The organism is Rhizobium sp. NFR07 (assembly GCF_900111905.1).
Lineage (GTDB): Bacteria > Pseudomonadota > Alphaproteobacteria > Rhizobiales > Rhizobiaceae > Neorhizobium.
On record NZ_FOKM01000017.1, the window covers coordinates 53,178 to 70,535 of the forward strand.

The window sequence follows — 17,358 nt, forward strand, 5'->3', positions numbered from 1 at the left end:
AAGTGCCTGGCGCTTACACATCCATATTTCTGGTGGCGTTCGATCTCGATGGCCGAGGACAACCAGTTCAGGCGTTCGAACCGCGGCTCGTGGCCAACGAGAGTTCGGCTCTGGACGAGGCAAAAGGTCTTGCCGGGCAGCACGCCGGCGTGGTCCTCTGGAAACGCGAAGCAGCTCCCGCGATTGGCGAGGAGAGCGAACCCATTGTCCTGTGGCAGACAGGCAGGGTCGGTGACTTTGATTGAGGAGCGGCTTCGATTGGCGCCTGCAAGACGGATCCGGACATGATCGTATTCATCGACTTCGAAGCCTCATCGTTGTCGAAAACGAGCTACCCGGTCGAAGTGGGCTGGGTGTTCGAGGATGGGCAGGACTTCTCATGCCTGATCCAGCCCGCGCCGGACTGGACCGACTGGTCGTACGAGGCTGAAGCGATCCATGGCATTTCGCGCGAAGAACTGCGGGGGCAAGGAAGGCCTGTCGCAGTGGTCGCGCGGATGATGCTCGACACGCTATCGGGTCATGATCTTTTCGCCAGCGCGCCATCCTGGGATGGCAAATGGCTGAGCGCATTGCTGCGGGCCGGTGGCCTTCCCCGACATGCATTGCGTCTGCGCAAATCCGACGAGGCTTTCTTCGAGGCGGCACGCAAAATTCTCGATCAGAGGTACAGCGACGAGCAGGTCGCCAAGCTTGTCGCCGACACCGTGCACGAAAGCGAACCGGCGATGCAGGCCCACCGCGCCTTGCCGGACGCACGGCTTGAGCTTGATCGCCTCCGATTGGTCCAACTGAAATCCTGTCAGATCGCCCGTAGCACAAGCGGCGACCTCTCCTCGTGCCCCTTTGGAACCTAAAGGGCCTGAACGGGTTGGAAACTGACATGGCAAACCTGCCAATGCGTTTCACCAGCAAGAGGAGAGCTTCATGACCGAGGCAGCCCCAGCCGGATCATCGGAACCTGTCCGCTACTCTCCTGAACTGGAGATCTTCCAGCCGGACGAGCATGAGACCAATGCCGGCCTGAACGACACTTTCGATACTATCCTAGAAACGACTGCGGAAGATTACGGTCATGCCGTTCGCTCGGTTCATGCCAAAGCCCACGCCATCCTCAAGGCAACCCTCTGCGTGCGGGAGGGACTGCCTGCCGAATTAGCGCAAGGCCTGTTTGCGCAGCCAGGTGTTCATCCGGCATATATGCGCATCTCGACCAATGCGGGCGATATTCTTCCGGACGCAGTGTCGTTGCCACGCGGACTGGCAATGAAAGTGCTCGATGTGGATGGTGACCGCCTGCCTGATGCGGAGGGTTCCACCCAGGATTTCGTCATGGTCAATGGTCCGATCTTCCAGTCAAAGACGGCCAAACAGTTTCTCGGAAATCTGAAGATGCTGGCGAAAACCACCGACCGGATGGAAGGTACAAAAACGGTGATGTCGAGCGTGCTGCAGACCGTCAACGGCGCCCTTGAGGCCGTCGGCGTCGCGAGCCCGAAGGTACAGTCGCTCGGCGGGGCGCCGAATGTCGATCCGCTTGGCGAAACCTATTTCAGCGTCACGCCGTTTCGCTATGGCGATTACGTCGCGAAATTCCGGCTAAAGCCCGTGTCAGCAGATCTTACGGCCCTCACCGGCCGCAAGATCGACGTCAGTGTGCGAGAGGATGCTATCCGTGAAACGGTGCAGGCCGAGATGCAAAGTGTCGAAGGCGTCTGGGCGTTTCAGGTGCAGCTCTGTCGCGATCTCGACAAGCAGCCGATCGAAGATCCAACGGTCGAGTGGAGCGAGGACGATGCGCCCTTTGTCACTGTCGCGACCGTGACCGCTGCACCCCAGGACAGCTGGAGCGACGGACAAGTCCAGCAGGTCGATGAGGAGATGCGGTTCAGTGTCTGGACAGGGCTCTCCGCACATCGGCCGCTGGGCAATATCAACCGCGCGCGCAAGGCGGCCTATCGGCACTCATCGGATTTCCGCCAGAACTTCAATGGGTGCCCGATCCACGAGCCGCGTACCTGAACGAACGTCAATAGCCACCAGCACTCCGGAGTTTCTTCCATGGCAGATTATGTCACCAATCCCGATGGCGATGGCCCTGCTGGCGGTTGGGGGTCGCTCAAATCGATTGCCCGAATTTACGGCGAAAGCGGGCCGCCGCCTAGCGTGATTGAGACGCTCGCCCGACAGAATAAGCCGGGCGGCTTTATGTGTGTCTCCTGCGCCTGGCCGAAGCCGAAAAACTATCATCCGTTCGAGTTCTGTGAGAACGGAGCCAAGGCGACAATGTGGGATCTGACCAATGCCCGCTGCACGCCGGATTTCTGGAATGAACATACGGCGACCGAGCTGAAAGGCTGGAAGGACCACGATCTGGAGATGACCGGTCGCCTGACCCATCCGATGCGTTTCGACCATGGGAACGACCGTTATGTCGAGGTCACCTGGGACGAGGCATTCGACAGGATCGGCATGACCCTCAGGCGCCTGAAGCGCGACAAGGTCGTGTTTTACTCATCGGGTCACGCAGGACTGGAGGCATCCTATCTTTATGCTTTGCTCGCCCGTGCCTATGGCAACAACAACCTGCCCCAAAGTTCCAACATGTGCCACGAGACGACGTCGGTCGGCCTCAACAAGGTGATCGGATCGCCGGTCGGCACGATCGTCTGGGAGGACTTGGAAAAGGCAGATGCCTTCTTCTTCTTCGGCCAGAACCCCGGTTCCAACAGCCCACGTTTCCTGCACCCCCTGCAGGATGCTAAGAAGCGGGGGGCAAAGATCGTCACCTTCAATCCGGTCATCGAACAGGGACTGGTTTCTTTCGTCAATCCGCAGAACCCTTTCGAGATGCTGACCGGCCACGAGACCAAGATCTCCGATCAATACTGTCAGGTGAAGGCCGGTGGAGATGTTGCCGCCATGCTCGGCCTCTGCAAGGTCGTGGTGGAGGCCGATGACGCCGCAGTCGCCAAAGGCGCCTCGCGTATCCTTGACGTCGACTTCATCGCTGAGCACACGACTGGGTTCGAGGCGTTCATCAACTGCGTGCGGGAAACTGCTTGGGCAGATATCGAACGGGAAAGCGGGCTGTCTAAGGCCGATCTGCGCGAGGCGGGCGAGATCTATATCGCGGCCGAACGTGTCATCGGCGTTTACGGAATGGGCCTCACTCAACACGCCCAGGGTGCCCTCAATATCGGGATGCTCGTTAACCTCCTGCTTCTGCGCGGAAATATCGGCCGGGAGGGAGCGGGATGCTGTCCCGTGCGCGGCCATTCTAACGTGCAGGGCCAACGCACGGTCGGCATTGCCGAAAAGACCAAACTTATTCCGATGGAAAAGTTGAAGGCACTTTTCGATTTCGACCCGCCGACCGAGGACGGAACCCATATCGTCGATGCGGTAAAAGGCTTGATGGCGGGCACAATCAGCGCGACGATCTCACTTGGCGGCAATCTTTTGCGTGCGGTTCCTGACCAGGAGGAGATGGAGACAGCGTGGGCCAGACAGGATCTGACCGTGATGGTCTCGACCAAGCTCAACCGCAGTCATCTCTTCCCCGGCAGGGAGGCATGGATCCTGCCATGTTTGACACGCACAGAGATGGACGTGCAAGCGACCGGCAACCAGTCGGTGACGACAGAGGACAGCTTCTCTCATATCTCTGGTTCGATCGGGAAACGGCCCCCAGCCTCGAAGCACCTGAAAAGCGAGCTCGCGATCGTGGCAGGCATCGCCAGGGCGACACTCGATCCGAGGCCGACGCTCAGATGGGATGAATGGACAGCCGATTACGGGTTGGTACGAGATCTGATCGAGGCGACGTATCCCGATGATTTCAAGGATTACAACGCACGCATGTTCGAGCCGGGAGGCTTTTACAGAGGCAACGACGCACATGAACGCGTCTGGAATACCGAGCAAAAGAAAGCGGTCTTCACGACCCCTAATCAGTTGAACGCCCTTTCCTTCAACGATGCGCCCGGCCGATATCGCCTGATGACAATGAGATCAAACGATCAGTTCAATACGACGATCTACGGTTATTCTGACCGCTTCCGCGGCATAGAGGGAACGCGGGATATCGTGCTGATGTGCAAGGAGGACATTGACGCTGCCGGCCTGAGCGAAGGCCAGAGGATCGCGCTCGTCAGCGATTTCGGCGATGGCAGACATCGGGAGCTCGGCGGGCTGGAGGTGCGTGCTCACAAGCTGCCACGAGGGACGATTGGCGGGTACTACCCGGAATGCAACGTGCTGAACGCCATCGATCACCACGACGAACTTTCTAAAACGCCAGCGGCCAAAGCGATCCCAGTGAGGATCGTCACGCGTTAGAGATGGCGTCAAACGCTGGTTCTGCGTTAGTCACTTATCTGCGGCCGGCCAATTATTAGCAGGTTCATCAACGACGATTTCCGGCGTCGTATCAGCGAGTTTTCGATTGGGATCGGTTACCGACTTGCGGTGTTCGATCACTTTTGCCACTTCCGCAAATACGTCCTCTTGCCGTGCGCCTGCTGCCACAGCACGGTCTACCATTCTCTCCAAGTCGTCTGAAATTCGACCACGCCAATCATCCATTTCAACACCTTTTCTCATCCGACTTTGGTCATCTGTCGTTCGTTTAATTCGATGTTTCTGGACAAGCCCTATCGACCCGACACCCGCATGACGCCGACTTCACCCATGATAAGCTGGACGGCGGCAAGTTGGTCTTCCGCGATGTCGACCGACACTTCGATCTCGCCGTCGAGGGGCGCATCCGTTCACGCATCTCCCGTCGATGAAACGTCACCTCCTGAAGGCACCGTGCCTGAGCTGTTAGCATCACGCGCCGCCTGGACGAAGATATCCGGACGAGGCACACCATGTTTCTGAACCAGATGTTCAACCGCACGATCAGCTGCCTCGCGGGTTTCGAAGGTCGCTTTGACTGTAATGGTGCTATTGTCTGACATCGTTTGGCTCCTTCTGGCTGATGGAGGACGAACCAGCGACAACCATATTGGTTTCATTGATGGTTTGGGAAAGTGCCCTCGCCCCCCGGACTAGTTGCCCGTCTTCGCTATACTCGTAAGCGTCCTGGTGGCGCGAGCGTGGTTCCCTTCCGAGTGGTGGAATTCGCAGATCCAGCAACTTCGTTCGACATATTTTTTGAGGAACCATCAAGGGTCGGGCAGTCGGGCAGGCAGGCGAATAGCCCGGCGCGAAGGCCGGGCTTTTGTCATCTCAGTGTTTGTGCTCAGGCATATCCTTGAGCTGATCCTTGGTCCAGGTTGTGACGGCGTGAACCTCGCCATCTTCATCGCGCATGAACTCGAGATCCGAGAGCGGAACGGCGACCGGCTTCGCGCCAATACCTAGGAACCCGCCGACATCAATAATGGCCCGGCTGCTCGCGCCAGCGCCATGGACGTGGTCCAACTTGCCGACCTTGTGGTCGTCGGCGCCGTAGATCGTTGCACCTTCGAGGATGGTCGGGGTGAGTTCGGTCTGGGTCAGGCGTACGTGATTGGTGTGGTCCATTGTTGTTTCCTCCGTGTTTTTGATTGGCTCAGTCAAACACGGTGGGATGATGAAGGTTCCACAGCGGCTAGCGTCAGGTTGGTCTCTCGTTCATCGGAACAAGTTTGAACCCTGCCATGTTGTCGCTCTCAACGACATTGAACGAAGGACGCGCACTGATGAAAGCTCACGCCCTTGCCTACGCTGGCACCCTGATCTCATTCCTCCTGATCGATGCCATCTGGCTTGGCGTTTTGGCAAAGAACTTCTATCGACGCGAGCTTGGCGACATGATGCTTCCTTCGCCGAGCCTGTCGGTTGCGGCAGTCTTCTATCTCTTCTTCGCTGTAGCGATCGTGGTGCTGGCTGTCAGGCCCGGCCTGGAGGCAGGCTCCATCTGGTACGCGGTCGCATATGGTGCGGTTCTCGGATTGGCGGCCTATGGCACCTATGACATGACGAACCTTTCGACGCTGCGGGGCTGGCCGATGGCTCTGAGCATCGTCGATCTTTTGTGGGGAACAGTCCTGACGGCTGCGGCAAGCGCCTGCGGATATGCGGCGGCTCGATCGTTCGGATAATGCGCAATGATTTACTTTACGGGTGACACGCATTTTGGCGATCCGCGCGTGCTGCGCATCGACAGACGTCCGTTCCCAAATATGGCGGAGCATGACGCCGTGCTTATGGCCAATTGGAATGCTGTCGTGAGACAAGACGACGATGTGTGGCATCTAGGAGACTTCATGTCGGTCAAGGCCGGGAACTGCGCTGAGCTGCTCAAAAAACTGAACGGACGCAAGCACCTGATCGTCGGCAACAATGATCCGGCCGAAACGACGGGCTCAGACGGGTGGACGAGCGTCCAGCATTATGCCGAACTCCGCGGCCCCGAGCACCATGTGATACTCTGCCACTACGCGTTCCGAACCTGGAATCAGATGGGAAAAGGATCCATCAATCTTCACGGCCACTCCCACGGAAAACTGAAGCCGGTCCCCAGGCAGTTTGACGTTGGCGTCGATGCACAATCGTTGCGGCCGGTATCGTTGGAGCAGGTGGTCAGATCGAGACGAAAGGCATTGGCTCGCGCTGAACCAAGAGGATAAAGGCACAGTGAATGAGCGCCTCTCCTGGCAAGTGACGACACAGCATGTCATCAAGCCGCTTACCTGACATTAGTCTCGAAAAAATCGGAAGATAGATGGATAGATTTGCCGAAACCGAAATCGCGCTTCTCGAGCGCCTGCGTTCGCTCAAAGCTTCACCGGATATGTCGATCAACCTTCTCGACATCCACGCCCCCTTGGACGCGGCTGGCTTTTCTACAGACGAGGTCACCGCGGTCTTGAATGCCCTCGAACAGGACAAGATCGCGGCTTTCATCCCGGGTCGCAGACTGCTGATCTTGAAGGAATTGCCTGAAGCCTGACGCTCAAAATCCCGCTTGTGGCCTTGGCGTCTTGCGGCGGCGAGATTGTTGAAGTGGAGACCGTGACGGACGGGTAAAGGTGCTCGCCTGGCGTTTCGTTGCCCGCATCGAGAAATCGGAAAAACCGATGCGTTCACCATCTCCGTCGCGTCCGATTGGCACGCCACGATCCCCTGCAAACTAACGTCCACACGTAACCATTGTTCCAGCAACCGCTGTTTTGCGGGGTTGAAGTCACCGACGGTCCAATCGAAACAACGGGGCGCATTGGCAATTACCTCGGTATATGCCGCGATCGGGATGGCGGCCTCATCGAAATTAGCTCCCACATTGACGACGCCTTCGGAACCTAGACTTCGGTCAATTGGTTCATGCATGGTGACGTGTCGAGGAGAACCTGGATGACCACCATGACGATGGAAGAGCTTTCAAAAAAGCTAGGCAAGATTGATTTCTGCATGTTCAACACCAATGGCCTTGAGGGCATTGTCAGCAGACCGATGAGCAACAACGGCGACGTAGAATATGATGGCGATTCCTGGTTTTTCTCTTATGAGGACACGAAGAAGGTCCGCGACATCAACCGCGATTTGGGTGTCACTCTGACCTTCACCGCCCCACCCGGCTTGCTCGGAAAGCCGGGTATCTTCATTGCCGTCGATGGAGAAGCAGATCTCATCCGGGACAAGGCACAGTTCAAACAGCATTGGATCAAGGACCTTGAGCGCTGGTTCCCTCACGGCATCGACACACCGGGGATTGTTCTGATCAAGGTTTCGGCACGAACGATCGAGTACTGGGACGGTGAGGAAAACGGCCGTATCGAGCTGGCTGCAGTCGATGCCGTGGCGGGAGGTGCGGTATGAGCGGCAAAGCGCTCGACCGAGATCAAATCTGGGCCGACTTCGGCGAAGCGGTAAACATGTCGCCGGCTGAATTGGAGACGTGGTTGAAGACTGACGAGAGCGAGGCCGTCGGATGGTCAAAAGATGGTGGCGGCGAGACAGTGGGACATCATTCCGGCCGCAGGATCATTGAGATCAAACACAAGAAGAAGGCCGCTCTGACTGACGACGATTATGCGCATATGAGGAAAGTCGTCGGATATGTGCATCGGCATCTTGCGCAGGCAGGCCCCAAGGAGGACCGCGAAGGTTCGCCCTGGCGTCACTCCCTTATGAACTGGGGGCATGACCCTCTGAAATGAGCTGAAGCTGGTTGGTCCCTTTACGGCTCGCGGTTCCGATCAAGTCAAACTCTGTCCATTTCGCTGCTTATGACGAGAAGGCGGAAGAAGACGGTTTGAACTGATCAAGACGTGGCCTGTGCCGATGTCGCGACGCTCGGGTCTGCGGTTCGTGCCATGGGTATCCTGCAGGAAGTCCGCGCTGCCTCCTTGTGCAGTTCGCAAGGCGGTAGACCTCTAAAGTAGTGTCTTGACGCTGGCGATGCCCGAAATGTCGAGAGCGATCTTCCGCGCGCCCTCGACCTCGATTAACGACATGCTCGACGGAGACATGCGCGACGGGATGGAAACTCTTCCCGTGATCGCCCGCGAAATCGAGGCCATCCTGACGATCACGACCGGTGAGCGGCGCCACAGGCGTAAGAATGGCCGCGTACCCTGCGCAGGCTTACACTTTGAAGCTTCGCGGCCGGGCGCGCCAGATCACGTCCCCCTGTGTTCGATCCGGCCATGTTGGTGGCCTGCTTGATCGAGGCGCCGTCGATGAACGGCGCGAGGAGGATGCTGACCGGGCCGCAGAAAAACGACGTAAGTCGGTCATGAAGAAACTGACACTGCGAGAAAGGAGGAATAAGGCGAGGCGGAAGGGTGGATCGGGCGCGTCGCCTCTGCGGGGTTGGGACGAGTTCGATGCTGACTAAAACCGACTTCTGTTTCCCAAACTTGCGGCTCAAAATTTCGGGCGGCCTAGCGCGTCATCTGATCAATCTGCTGCAGCAGCCGAGCCGGATCGAAAGGCTTGGTGATAAAGCGTGTATTCAGCGGGAGTGCTTCTGATGCAATGTGAGCCGCGCCCGATGTCACAAGCAGGACCGTGGGTGGGTATCTGTCGCGCACGTAATGGGCGAGTTTCAGACCGTCCATCGAACCGGGAAGCTGGATATCGGTCAGCACAACGCGAATTGACGTCTCCCGCTCCAGAATGGCGATTGCTTCATCGGCATCGCCCGCCTCGAAGACCTCGTAGCCAGCGTCGGAAAAAAAATCCGCAAGTTCGAAGCGGATGATCGCCTCGTCCTCAACGAGCAGGATGTTATGTGTATTGATAGGCTTGCTCTGCCCCATGATCAGCCTTCCACCATACCTGCTGCTTCGAGTTCGCAATCGACCTCGAATCTTAGTCCTTCCGGACGGTATTCCAGTTTTGCCTCGCCTCGAAAATAGGACTTGAGAGATCGTTCGATCATCGTCGATCCAAAACCACGCCGCGTCGGAGACGTCACGGGAGGTCCGCCAATCTCCTCCCAAAGCAATCGCAGCCGCGGCTCACCTGCCTGGCGGTCGATATTCCACGTAAGCTCTACATGGCCCGTCTCGTTCGACAGCGCTCCATATTTCGCGGCATTCGTGGCAAGTTCATGAAGAGCCAAAGCAAATGCGAGAGCGCCCCGTGAATTGAGCGTCAGAGGCGGGCCACTTACCTTGATCCTGCTTCCGATCTCCGCGTGCGGGGAAAGCACCTGAGTGATCATCGCCGTGATATCCGCCGATGCCCATGAATTGGCCGTCAGAACGGTGGTGGCGTTACCGAGCGCGACAAGCCGAGCGGACAGTGCCGTATTTGCGGACGGCAAATCATTCGCCTGCCTGAGCGTCTGCGACACCACCGACTGGACGACCGCGAGAACATTTTTCAGACGGTGACTGAGTTCCTCGTTCAAAAGGAGCTGCTGGCCCTCGGCGGTCTTCAGTTCATCGTTTGTGCGGGCATGCTGAGCGACAAGATTGCGGTAGCGCGCGAAAGCCGAGCGCAATTCCGCGGAAAGCCAGGCCAGACCAAGGGTGACGACGAGGAAGAGGAGACTTCCGGCCCACTGAGGCCCTGATAACCAAAGTGGTTCAGCGCGGCTCGATATTGTGAAGGCGGCGACGATCGTCGAGGCGACGCTGGCGTAAAGTCCCGCTCCGCGTCCAAAGACGAGAGCGACGAAAACGATCAACGGAATGAAAAAGAGCCAGGGCAGCAATGACGTGACGAACAAGGTCCTGACTATGCCGACGAGGATGACGGCGACCGTGATTGCAACGAAACGATAGAGAGGAGGAACGGTATGCTCGAGCGACCACTCAAGAAAGCGGTCCATTGAAAGCGTCGATCTCCTATGGGGCATTCGGCGGGCATCTCTGTTGCGGGACATCCCATTTGAATTAGGGTAGCGCGCGTCTACAGCAACTCTTGGAACGGTCGAGAACCATAAGTGCGATCATTGGGCGGAGTTCCACGCCTCCACTTTCTGGATGTCAAAATGGAGATCCGGCACGAGCGACCGCACTGGGACCGACGGTCGACCCGCAGGTCAACATCCTCGCCCAAGCCCGCCCCAATCACCCGTCCTCGTGAGGGAGACCGAAACACAACGGGTGTTGTTCGGAAATCTATGGCGCATCCGAATGCAGCGGAGCGCCACGGTTTCGATCCAGATCATGGCCTCAAGGACGGCGAGGATTTCAATCGCCATTCACTGCGATGCCCAGGCGCCAGCACGGCGATGCTGGTCGAATGCACCGTCTGTAAAGATCTCCAATAGATGTGCCGGCACTATCGACGCTGTCCTTGGTGAGAATTGCTTCAGCATTCCCATGCAGCCGGATTATGAGCAACGAAAAGGACGCTGAGATCGCGCCAATCTTCCCCTTGGCACGGACGCAACTCCCACGACATACGTAATTGGATCCTAGAGCAAGCCGGTCTCCCGTAAGCGGTTACACTGGTTTTTCTGCATCACTGCTGCCGTCGTTGATTTTCGCGTGTTGTTACGCCGCGCTTGCTCAGACAATTTCGGGGCGTCTTATTGCTAGGTGTCACCCATGCCATGGGTCCACGAGGACAACCCCGGTCCCCTGAAAATCCTGAATGTTGCGCGTTACGACCACGAGCCCGTGAACGAGTGCTGTGGCGGCGATGATCGCATCGGCTTCATTGCGGCGATTTGGAATATGTAAATGGGCGCAGCGCGTCGCAATCGCGTCATCGATAGACAGGATACGTTCAGCGAACTCCGGGCGAACTCTGCCATCCATCCAGGCTCGCAAGCGAGAGCCCTGCTCAATATCGCGGCGCTGAACGCTGAGTATCCCCCGCTCAAGCTCTAGGATCGTGATCGCAGAAATAAACAGATCACGAGAATCCAGAGTACTTACCCAAGCCGTAACGTTTGGATCGGCTTTACCATCGGCAACCTTCCGAAGCTCGGAGATAACGTTTGTGTCGAGCAAATATTTCAAGACAGATCAACGTCACGAGGTGCGATAACCGATCGAGGCGTATCGAGATCGATAGTCGACAATCCAGGCATTGATAACGCGTCGATGAGATTGCGACGTTTGCCTGTCAGGCGTTCAAACTCACCGTAGGTCATCAAGACATGCGACGGCCTGCCTCGATCAGTGATAACGACGGGCCCTGCCTCGGCAGCTTTTTTAGCTCTGCCGACATCGTGGTTCAATTCGCGACTGGTCAAGCTTGTGGTAGCCATACGCGCCTCCATGTAGGAACGTACCTACATATAGCGCTGCCGTTTCCAACGCGCAACGCTATTGATCGACAACCTGCCACGATATGAGGAAGCGCGGACGTGGGTTTGAACCTAAAGGCGGCAACGGACGGCAATATCGCCGCGGCAGAAACCGGCGCGACGGAAGCCGAGCCTCAAAACATTTTTAAAGACGTTCTTGAGCCTTTGGCACGCTAAGAACGGGAATGTCGAACCGGACCGCCCCCTCGCCTGCTGCCTGTTTGGCCATGGGTGAACTCATGCATCAGGCCTGCCTTAAAGGACGAAAACGGGAGTGCCCGCGGTGCGCTGCGGCCCCTGCCATGGCGGCTTTGTCAACCGTCCCTTAACTGTTGGCGCAATGGGTCTTGCAGACGCTCTACGCGCGGGCCTCGTCGAATTAGCCATATTTCAGAGTGGCGAACGACCGGAACAAACCTCCACGAAGGCGCTTTTGCGATGGCTTGCAAACATTTCGTCAACAGAAAAGGACATGCCTCATGACATCGGCTCCAATACTCTTGATGGGTGGCTCTGGTTCGATTGGCAGACGGACTGCGGATGCCCTGCGCGCCGCCTATCCAGAACTTCCGTTGCTGATTGGCGGACGTGATTTCAATAAAGCCAGCCAAGCGGCGAGAGAGATTGGCAATGCGGAAGGCGTGCGCCTTGATAACGACGCTGCGGATTTAGGACTTGGGGATCGGCCGGTGCAGGCTGTGGCAGTCTTTTACGCGGACGAGCGGCTGGCGAGCCTGAATTATGCCCATGCCCGCAATATACCGCATCTCGGTATATCATCCGGCATATTTGAGATCGCGCCGGAAGTCGCTGTTTACATGCAAAGACCCGATGCGTCAGCGATCGTGCTGGGTTACGAGTGGCTGGTCGGCGCCACCACTGTCGCGACCCTGGAATGTGCCAAAGCATTCGCCCGGGTGGACGATATTGTCATCGGTGCGCTCGTCGACGAGCAGGATGGTGGCGGGCCGGCTGTCGCGGAAGATTTCGAGCGGCTTAGCAAGATGCTGCCATCGGCACTGACCCGTCGCGACGGTACCTGGATTTGGCGCAGCGGCGATGAAGCAAAAGCAAGCTTTCGGGCAATCGACGGGACGGTGATTGATGCCTTAGGCTTTTCCTCCATCGATGTGGCGGGTCTGGCCGCGGAAACGGGCGCGAGACATGTGGAGTTCAATATCGCGACAGCCGTCAGCTCTTCGCGGCGTCGCGGCGAGGCGAAGTCGACAGAGATCATCATCGAGTTGGCAGGCGAAGGCCAGGATGGCCGGGCGCTTCGAAGCCGCCATGCGGTATTTCATCCAGGGGGCGCCGCAGCACTCACTGCGCTGGGCACAAGCATGATCATCGAACGGCTGGCTGGCCTCGACGGATCGCCCACGCCGGCTGGATTGTACTTCCCATACCAGATCATTGACCGCGCCGCTTATCTGTCTCGCTTGGCAAACCAAGGGGGCAGTCTGACTGCGCTTGAGGTCGGATAATGGATCGCCCTCAAAGTTGCCGCGGATCCATATTGCCGCGCCGTCGCACCGGGCTACGCCGTACCATGGTCTCCTGGCGACGTTTAAGATGATCAGCTTCATTCAACAGAAAGGAGAAAGACATGTCGATTGAAGGGCCCACCGTTGAGCAATTGGCAGAGGTACTAGACCTAATCCACGATATCGCGGCGAAAGCTGCAGCCGAAGAGAATATCCCACCCATCGTTGACGCGTCCCTCGACAAGATCATCGAGCTGTCTCGATACAAATTCAATGTAACTGACGAGAAGCCGAAAGGCTCATGATCGCTTTCGCGACGAGTGAACAACCTCTCGCGGAACTTTGCGTGATCCGACATGTTCGCCGGCTAACCCGACGGAGGCTAATATGCGGATTGAAAGAACAATCGTGCTTACGCTAGTTGTGGCCTGCATCGCTGCAGCCGCTGCGCTATTCCTTTTGCCTGGGAGCTCGGAAGCTCCGGGTCAACCGTCTCCACACGCCATTGACCAGACGCCCAGCAATTAGAAGGTCTTGGTGCGTCGACTTTGCGGCCTGTGAGGGCTGCAGCGCAAGCTCGACTTAGATGCAGCAATTTCACCGTGACCACCGGAGACAGGCTATAGCGGGCGATTACCGCCATGCGTGCGCAAGGCTGTTGGTAAGAACAAAAGCGCCGAGCTCAACCCTTAGGGAGCCCGGCGCAGGATCGCCCGTCGCTGAGAGGAGGCAGCGCCAGGCAATAGCAAAGGAGTAGCCGCGCGGGGAGCCGTACGGCGAACAAGTGGCTCAACCCGCGCGCACGCCGTCGCCTCTGTCTAGCGCCGGACGTTCGTTATCTTTTTTGGAAGGTTCGATCCCTAGATGGTGACGAAGCCTTCCCGTTCAAGAGCGTGGGTGAGCGATGGAAACCGCCCGGTCCGTGTAACGGCTCGACTCCGTCAGCTCCTGTGGAATTTACTCACCGGCACATCGTCTGCTCGGTCTGAGTACCGTCTGAGAGGCGCAAGCGACCAATGCGGACCATCTGACCAGCGTCGTTGTGATGGACAAAACCACTCTTGGCCCGGTTCATGTCTCCTCGACCGACGGCGAAATATCCCAGAGGCGCTCGGTCTTCATCACGGCAACGTCTTCGGAATGTTGTGGTTTGCCGGCGTGACGGTCTAGTTCATCTGGATCGGCTCTGGATCCTGGTCTGGTGCAGTGGCGAACGTCAGGAGCGCGTCAAGCTGCTCGGCGAGTGATCCGTGTCTGACCATTTGGTCTCCCCGGGTGGTGGTTTGGGATAATTCGCCGTCACCATTCAACGGTCCAGTTTCGGAACTACAAGCACTGTGGCTCGTTGAAGCGGTAACAAAAGGATCCGCCCATGACGCCCGCTACATATCTACCGATGATTGCTCTCGCCGTTGCTTTGATCAGCGCGATCGGCGTTTTCGCCTTCATCATTCTCCGCCGCGGCAAGCTTCAGCGCCGGCAGAGCTTCGATGGTGATCCTGCAACGACCACTCACGAATGGCTGGAGCGTGAGGCAGAGAACGCGAAAAAGCTGAAGGCCAAACGTGAAGGTCAGTCATCGGCTCTCTGACTAAGCCGCGCGATCACCAACATGGCGGATCCAGCTATTTGATTGTCCAACGAAAGAGACCGCAGGCATTCCGTGTTAAGCCCGATTTCCAAGTGAATCACTCTCGGCCACCTTATTAGAAGGCGACCACTCGGCACTGTCGCGAGGAAGCTGCAAGGATAGGCGGCATCTCTGCCGCCCCTTCCATCGGATTGTTTACCGCTTAGTATTTAGCAGCTTTATCGACCCGCCGGCCTGCGTCTTGGGTCGCATCAACCGTGCCTTCGAGATCTTTTCCGACACCGCGGACCGTGTTCCCGCATGAAGAGAGGGCAAGGATCGCCAATGTCATCACCGCGATAACCTTAGTGGTATTTTTCATCAAAATCGTCTCCAGTTGCCAATCAGAAGTTACATAGAGCGCAAATCGATTTCGACAGATCCAGCACCGACGGATGGTTGCTGGTTCGTGACTAGATATGCCGAGATGTCGCCGCCGCACGCATCTTCGAGCGCCTCAACCGAGTACCCATAGGCTATAGCCTCCGCGCGCAGCACACCTGCTAGCATGTCGAAGTCGCGTGGATCCTCGGTGAAGGCGAGATTGAATCGGCGTTCGTCTAAGCGGTCTTCGAGCCAGTCATCAATGATCATCATGTATGGATCTCCTACGTTTCGCCTAGTAATTTCCCAAAACCGAATTGGTTGCAGGACAGAATAGAAAAAGGGCGGCATCTCTGCCGCCTCACTTCAGGTCGTCATAGTAGCCTTTATGGCTCGCCAGACAGCGAAGAGGCCGGAGCGATACCTCGCACCGACCTCGTGACTGCATTTACCAGCGCCAGTACATCCGTGGTCGCTGGCTAGCGATCGATTACTTCTTCAGCTTATCGTAATCGAACTTCGGAGCCTTCGACAGGTCGTCCTTGTTGGTGTCAACGTAAGCCTTCCAGGTGCCGTTGTCGTCAGCGAGCGCCATGGAAGCCGGATCTATTACAACGTAGCTTGCGCCCATCCCTAGGAAGCCGCCGACGCTCGCGATAACGCCGATAACGGACTTGCCGTCACCGATGACGATATCGGAAATCTCGCCGACTTCTTCGTTTTCCTTGTTGTAGATGTTCAGGCCGACGAGATTGGACGTCACCAGATCCGAATCCTTAATCTCAACGGTCTTCAGCGGCATCGTTGCAGCCTTGCCCATCGAGATGCCAGGACCGACCATCGTAGCATCGGCGCCATCAGCCGCGGTTGCGGCGGGCGCTGTCGCGGCCGGCTGTTCGGCAGGAGCTGACGGCTGCTGTGCGTAAGCGGCGGTGCTCAACGTGCCAAGAGCGATTGCGGCGGCGATAATCTTTTTCATTCGTACTTCCTCGTATGTAATTGTTATCACGGATTTCCGTGACATTGGACAACGGGCGCCGCCTTCTTCGGTTCCATCGACCTAATTAGGTTTTTAGATAAAGAAAAACCCCGCTTCGATTGAGGCGGGGTCGATTTGACTACCAGGACTGACGGCCATACCAGTCGTCAACATCCTTCTTGCTACGGTCTTTTTCATAACCGTAGCGTTCCTGAATCTTGCCTTCGAGTTGGTCGCGCTTTCCGTCAATAACGTCCAGGTCGTCATCAGTGAGCTTGCCCCACTGCTCCTTGACCTTGCCCTTCATCTGCTTCCAGTTTCCTTCGACCCTGTTCCAGTCCATGGCGTTGCCTCCTATTGTTGTACACCTGCATAATAAATGCGAAGCGTACGAAAACGTTCCTCATCAAGACCGCGGCTCGCAACGGCGCATGAATCTATCGATTTGTCGTCGATCCCCTCCAAACTTCTCTAGGATCTTGACAGCTTGCGGAATGCTCAAAACGTAGGCTTCCTGCAATTGCTCAAGTGTGTATTTCGGCATTGACGGTGCAAGGTTCATAATTGGCTCCTTCACACCAGGAATGCGACTGGTTCTCAGAAGTTCCGTCACGCAGCCCGGTCAACGCCGCCATCTCCCGACGGTTTTAGTCAATCACCGAGGGGCGACGCATTTCGCGGGAACGATCAGCCCCCTTCGACTGGATCCACGTGGCAGAAGAGGTGAGCTCGGCACAACTGCGGAAGTCTTAACTTCGTGACATTCATCCGGGCGCGCTGTGTCATTAATCTGTTCGTTGAAGGCGACGGCGCCCTAGTTGACCGAAGGCCTAGTAATTGCTGGCTCTGGACCGACGAAAACCTCAGGCTAGTCTTTAGGTTTCTGCATTGTCCCAAGGCGGGTGGAGCAGCTTTTAATCGACGTTTACGCAAGGTACTCAATCTCGGCGTTAAGTGTCGGGCTCGCGTAGAGGGCCCTCCTCTGTTTCACCTCGACGACCGACTTCTATCTATGAGCTTATCCATATGTATGCGCAGTCGACGCGCTTCGTCGTGCTTTAGCCTGCCGAAGCTGCCGACGTAGGCAAGCGCGCCATCGCGGCGAGCCGCGAGCAGAAGGCTGGCAATGCCGCCTGGCACATCGATTGATGGTTCGTACCCGACAATAACGAAGCTGTCGCTCTGCCCACACATGATCTTAAGCCAGTCGGCGATACGGCCGACCGGCATGCTTGGC

At 57.1% G+C, this 17,358-nt stretch carries 23 protein-coding genes and 1 pseudogene; 12 read left to right on the forward strand and 12 right to left on the reverse strand.

Annotated elements, in window-relative coordinates; genetic code table 11:
• Positions 1 to 2 precede the first annotated feature (2 nt).
• From BM216_RS27435 to BM216_RS27450, 4 genes are all read left to right on the forward strand, one after another.
• Positions 3 to 245: a hypothetical protein gene (locus tag BM216_RS27435; RefSeq protein ID WP_093002606.1), complete on the forward strand. Its 243-nt coding sequence runs from the start codon at positions 3 to 5 to the stop codon at positions 243 to 245.
• 39 nt (positions 246 to 284) lie between these two features.
• Positions 285 to 857: a 3'-5' exonuclease gene (locus BM216_RS27440; protein ID WP_093002608.1), complete on the forward strand. Its 573-nt coding sequence runs from the start codon at positions 285 to 287 to the stop codon at positions 855 to 857.
• 70 nt (positions 858 to 927) lie between these two features.
• Positions 928 to 2,022, forward strand: a complete 1,095-nt coding sequence (locus BM216_RS27445) for a catalase family protein (protein WP_093002610.1) — start codon at positions 928 to 930, stop codon at positions 2,020 to 2,022.
• Positions 2,023 to 2,061: 39 nt separating this feature from the next.
• On the forward strand, positions 2,062 to 4,341 hold the full coding sequence (locus BM216_RS27450; protein WP_093002612.1) for an FdhF/YdeP family oxidoreductase: 2,280 nt from the start codon (positions 2,062 to 2,064) through the stop codon (positions 4,339 to 4,341).
• Between the two features lie 30 nt (positions 4,342 to 4,371).
• Here BM216_RS27450 and BM216_RS27455 read toward each other — a convergent pair whose 3' ends face one another.
• From BM216_RS27455 to BM216_RS27465, 3 genes and pseudogenes are all read right to left on the reverse strand, one after another.
• Entirely contained in the window at positions 4,372 to 4,587 is a 216-nt protein-coding gene (locus BM216_RS27455) for a hypothetical protein (protein WP_093002614.1), read from the reverse strand.
• Positions 4,588 to 4,655: 68 nt separating this feature from the next.
• A pseudogene (locus tag BM216_RS27460) lies at positions 4,656 to 4,964 on the reverse strand (hypothetical protein).
• Between the two features lie 271 nt (positions 4,965 to 5,235).
• Positions 5,236 to 5,532, reverse strand: coding sequence for a PRC-barrel domain-containing protein (locus tag BM216_RS27465; protein WP_093002616.1), 297 nt, complete (start codon positions 5,530 to 5,532; stop codon positions 5,236 to 5,238).
• A 158-nt stretch (positions 5,533 to 5,690) separates the two neighbouring features.
• On the opposite strand from BM216_RS27465, the gene BM216_RS27470 reads away from it, so the two are divergent.
• The 5 genes from BM216_RS27470 (at position 5,691) to BM216_RS27490 (ending at position 8,150) form a co-directional block, all read left to right on the forward strand.
• The gene (locus BM216_RS27470) at positions 5,691 to 6,092 is read left to right on the forward strand and encodes a DUF2177 family protein (protein WP_093002743.1); all 402 of its coding nucleotides are present in this window, start codon (positions 5,691 to 5,693) and stop codon (positions 6,090 to 6,092) included.
• Positions 6,093 to 6,098: 6 nt separating this feature from the next.
• Positions 6,099 to 6,620: a hydrolase gene (locus BM216_RS27475; protein ID WP_093002617.1), complete on the forward strand. Its 522-nt coding sequence runs from the start codon at positions 6,099 to 6,101 to the stop codon at positions 6,618 to 6,620.
• Between the two features lie 95 nt (positions 6,621 to 6,715).
• Positions 6,716 to 6,943 carry a hypothetical protein gene (locus tag BM216_RS27480; protein WP_093002619.1) on the forward strand — a complete coding sequence of 76 codons (228 nt, stop codon included), beginning with the start codon at positions 6,716 to 6,718 and terminating at the stop codon, positions 6,941 to 6,943.
• Between the two features lie 401 nt (positions 6,944 to 7,344).
• The gene (locus BM216_RS27485; RefSeq protein ID WP_093002621.1) at positions 7,345 to 7,809 is read left to right on the forward strand and encodes a pyridoxamine 5'-phosphate oxidase family protein; all 465 of its coding nucleotides are present in this window, start codon (positions 7,345 to 7,347) and stop codon (positions 7,807 to 7,809) included.
• Positions 7,806 to 8,150 carry a DUF3140 domain-containing protein gene (locus tag BM216_RS27490; RefSeq protein WP_093002623.1) on the forward strand — a complete coding sequence of 115 codons (345 nt, stop codon included), beginning with the start codon at positions 7,806 to 7,808 and terminating at the stop codon, positions 8,148 to 8,150. The genes BM216_RS27485 and BM216_RS27490 overlap by 4 nt, the downstream gene beginning before the upstream one ends.
• 726 nt (positions 8,151 to 8,876) lie before the next feature.
• On the opposite strand, the gene BM216_RS27500 is transcribed toward BM216_RS27490, so the two are convergent.
• The 4 genes from BM216_RS27500 to BM216_RS27515 all read right to left on the reverse strand — a co-directional run bounded on the left by BM216_RS27500 (position 8,877) and on the right by BM216_RS27515 (position 11,665).
• Complete coding sequence (locus BM216_RS27500; protein WP_093002625.1) at positions 8,877 to 9,254, reverse strand: response regulator; 378 nt, start codon at positions 9,252 to 9,254, stop codon at positions 8,877 to 8,879.
• Positions 9,255 to 9,256: 2 nt separating this feature from the next.
• A complete protein-coding gene (locus BM216_RS27505) occupies positions 9,257 to 10,273 on the reverse strand; it encodes an HWE histidine kinase domain-containing protein (protein WP_210217075.1) in 1,017 nt (338 codons plus the stop codon).
• 718 nt (positions 10,274 to 10,991) lie between these two features.
• A complete protein-coding gene (locus BM216_RS27510) occupies positions 10,992 to 11,414 on the reverse strand; it encodes a type II toxin-antitoxin system VapC family toxin (RefSeq protein WP_093002629.1) in 423 nt (140 codons plus the stop codon).
• Positions 11,411 to 11,665, reverse strand: a complete 255-nt coding sequence (locus tag BM216_RS27515; RefSeq protein ID WP_093002745.1) for a type II toxin-antitoxin system prevent-host-death family antitoxin — start codon at positions 11,663 to 11,665, stop codon at positions 11,411 to 11,413. The genes BM216_RS27510 and BM216_RS27515 overlap by 4 nt, the downstream gene beginning before the upstream one ends.
• Before the next feature lie 518 nt (positions 11,666 to 12,183).
• On the opposite strand from BM216_RS27515, the gene BM216_RS27520 reads away from it, so the two are divergent.
• From BM216_RS27520 to BM216_RS27530, 3 genes are all read left to right on the forward strand, one after another.
• Positions 12,184 to 13,188 (forward strand): saccharopine dehydrogenase, encoded by a 1,005-nt coding sequence (locus tag BM216_RS27520; RefSeq protein WP_093002631.1) that lies wholly within the window; start codon positions 12,184 to 12,186, stop codon positions 13,186 to 13,188.
• A gap of 122 nt (positions 13,189 to 13,310) precedes the next feature.
• The gene (locus BM216_RS27525; protein ID WP_093002633.1) at positions 13,311 to 13,493 is read left to right on the forward strand and encodes a hypothetical protein; all 183 of its coding nucleotides are present in this window, start codon (positions 13,311 to 13,313) and stop codon (positions 13,491 to 13,493) included.
• 1,067 nt (positions 13,494 to 14,560) lie between these two features.
• Positions 14,561 to 14,779, forward strand: a complete 219-nt coding sequence (locus BM216_RS27530; RefSeq protein WP_143102874.1) for a hypothetical protein — start codon at positions 14,561 to 14,563, stop codon at positions 14,777 to 14,779.
• A gap of 202 nt (positions 14,780 to 14,981) precedes the next feature.
• Here BM216_RS27530 and BM216_RS27535 read toward each other — a convergent pair whose 3' ends face one another.
• The 5 genes from BM216_RS27535 to BM216_RS27555 form a co-directional block, all read right to left on the reverse strand.
• Positions 14,982 to 15,140, reverse strand: coding sequence for an entericidin domain-containing protein (locus BM216_RS27535; protein WP_093002637.1), 159 nt, complete (start codon positions 15,138 to 15,140; stop codon positions 14,982 to 14,984).
• A gap of 29 nt (positions 15,141 to 15,169) precedes the next feature.
• Complete coding sequence (locus BM216_RS27540; protein ID WP_093002639.1) at positions 15,170 to 15,415, reverse strand: hypothetical protein; 246 nt, start codon at positions 15,413 to 15,415, stop codon at positions 15,170 to 15,172.
• A gap of 217 nt (positions 15,416 to 15,632) precedes the next feature.
• A complete protein-coding gene (locus BM216_RS27545; protein ID WP_093002641.1) occupies positions 15,633 to 16,121 on the reverse strand; it encodes a PRC-barrel domain-containing protein in 489 nt (162 codons plus the stop codon).
• 139 nt (positions 16,122 to 16,260) lie between these two features.
• Positions 16,261 to 16,464, reverse strand: a complete 204-nt coding sequence (locus BM216_RS27550) for a CsbD family protein (protein ID WP_093002643.1) — start codon at positions 16,462 to 16,464, stop codon at positions 16,261 to 16,263.
• Between the two features lie 644 nt (positions 16,465 to 17,108).
• Positions 17,109 to 17,351, reverse strand: coding sequence for a DNA ligase-like domain-containing protein (locus BM216_RS27555; RefSeq protein WP_093002645.1), 243 nt, complete (start codon positions 17,349 to 17,351; stop codon positions 17,109 to 17,111).
• Between the last annotated feature and the right edge of the window lie 7 nt (positions 17,352 to 17,358).

Bases quoted from the DNA above. Each gene is read 5' to 3' on its own strand.
- BM216_RS27440 (WP_093002608.1), top strand. From the start codon at position 285: ATGATCGTATTCATCGACTTCGAAGCCTCATCGTTGTCGAAAACGAGC.
- BM216_RS27445 (WP_093002610.1), top strand. From the start codon at position 928: ATGACCGAGGCAGCCCCAGCCGGATCATCGGAACCTGTCCGCTACTCT.
- BM216_RS27450 (WP_093002612.1), top strand. From the start codon at position 2,062: ATGGCAGATTATGTCACCAATCCCGATGGCGATGGCCCTGCTGGCGGT.
- BM216_RS27455 (WP_093002614.1), bottom strand. From the start codon at position 4,587: ATGGATGATTGGCGTGGTCGAATTTCAGACGACTTGGAGAGAATGGTA.
- BM216_RS27465 (WP_093002616.1), bottom strand. From the start codon at position 5,532: ATGGACCACACCAATCACGTACGCCTGACCCAGACCGAACTCACCCCG.
- BM216_RS27470 (WP_093002743.1), top strand. From the start codon at position 5,691: ATGAAAGCTCACGCCCTTGCCTACGCTGGCACCCTGATCTCATTCCTC.
- BM216_RS27475 (WP_093002617.1), top strand. From the start codon at position 6,099: ATGATTTACTTTACGGGTGACACGCATTTTGGCGATCCGCGCGTGCTG.
- BM216_RS27480 (WP_093002619.1), top strand. From the start codon at position 6,716: ATGGATAGATTTGCCGAAACCGAAATCGCGCTTCTCGAGCGCCTGCGT.
- BM216_RS27485 (WP_093002621.1), top strand. From the start codon at position 7,345: ATGACCACCATGACGATGGAAGAGCTTTCAAAAAAGCTAGGCAAGATT.
- BM216_RS27490 (WP_093002623.1), top strand. From the start codon at position 7,806: ATGAGCGGCAAAGCGCTCGACCGAGATCAAATCTGGGCCGACTTCGGC.
- BM216_RS27500 (WP_093002625.1), bottom strand. From the start codon at position 9,254: ATGGGGCAGAGCAAGCCTATCAATACACATAACATCCTGCTCGTTGAG.
- BM216_RS27505 (WP_210217075.1), bottom strand. From the start codon at position 10,273: ATGGACCGCTTTCTTGAGTGGTCGCTCGAGCATACCGTTCCTCCTCTC.
- BM216_RS27515 (WP_093002745.1), bottom strand. From the start codon at position 11,665: ATGGCTACCACAAGCTTGACCAGTCGCGAATTGAACCACGATGTCGGC.
- BM216_RS27520 (WP_093002631.1), top strand. From the start codon at position 12,184: ATGACATCGGCTCCAATACTCTTGATGGGTGGCTCTGGTTCGATTGGC.
- BM216_RS27525 (WP_093002633.1), top strand. From the start codon at position 13,311: ATGTCGATTGAAGGGCCCACCGTTGAGCAATTGGCAGAGGTACTAGAC.
- BM216_RS27530 (WP_143102874.1), top strand. From the start codon at position 14,561: ATGACGCCCGCTACATATCTACCGATGATTGCTCTCGCCGTTGCTTTG.
- BM216_RS27535 (WP_093002637.1), bottom strand. From the start codon at position 15,140: ATGAAAAATACCACTAAGGTTATCGCGGTGATGACATTGGCGATCCTT.
- BM216_RS27540 (WP_093002639.1), bottom strand. From the start codon at position 15,415: ATGATGATCATTGATGACTGGCTCGAAGACCGCTTAGACGAACGCCGA.
- BM216_RS27545 (WP_093002641.1), bottom strand. From the start codon at position 16,121: ATGAAAAAGATTATCGCCGCCGCAATCGCTCTTGGCACGTTGAGCACC.
- BM216_RS27550 (WP_093002643.1), bottom strand. From the start codon at position 16,464: ATGGACTGGAACAGGGTCGAAGGAAACTGGAAGCAGATGAAGGGCAAG.
- BM216_RS27555 (WP_093002645.1), bottom strand. From the start codon at position 17,351: ATGCCGGTCGGCCGTATCGCCGACTGGCTTAAGATCATGTGTGGGCAG.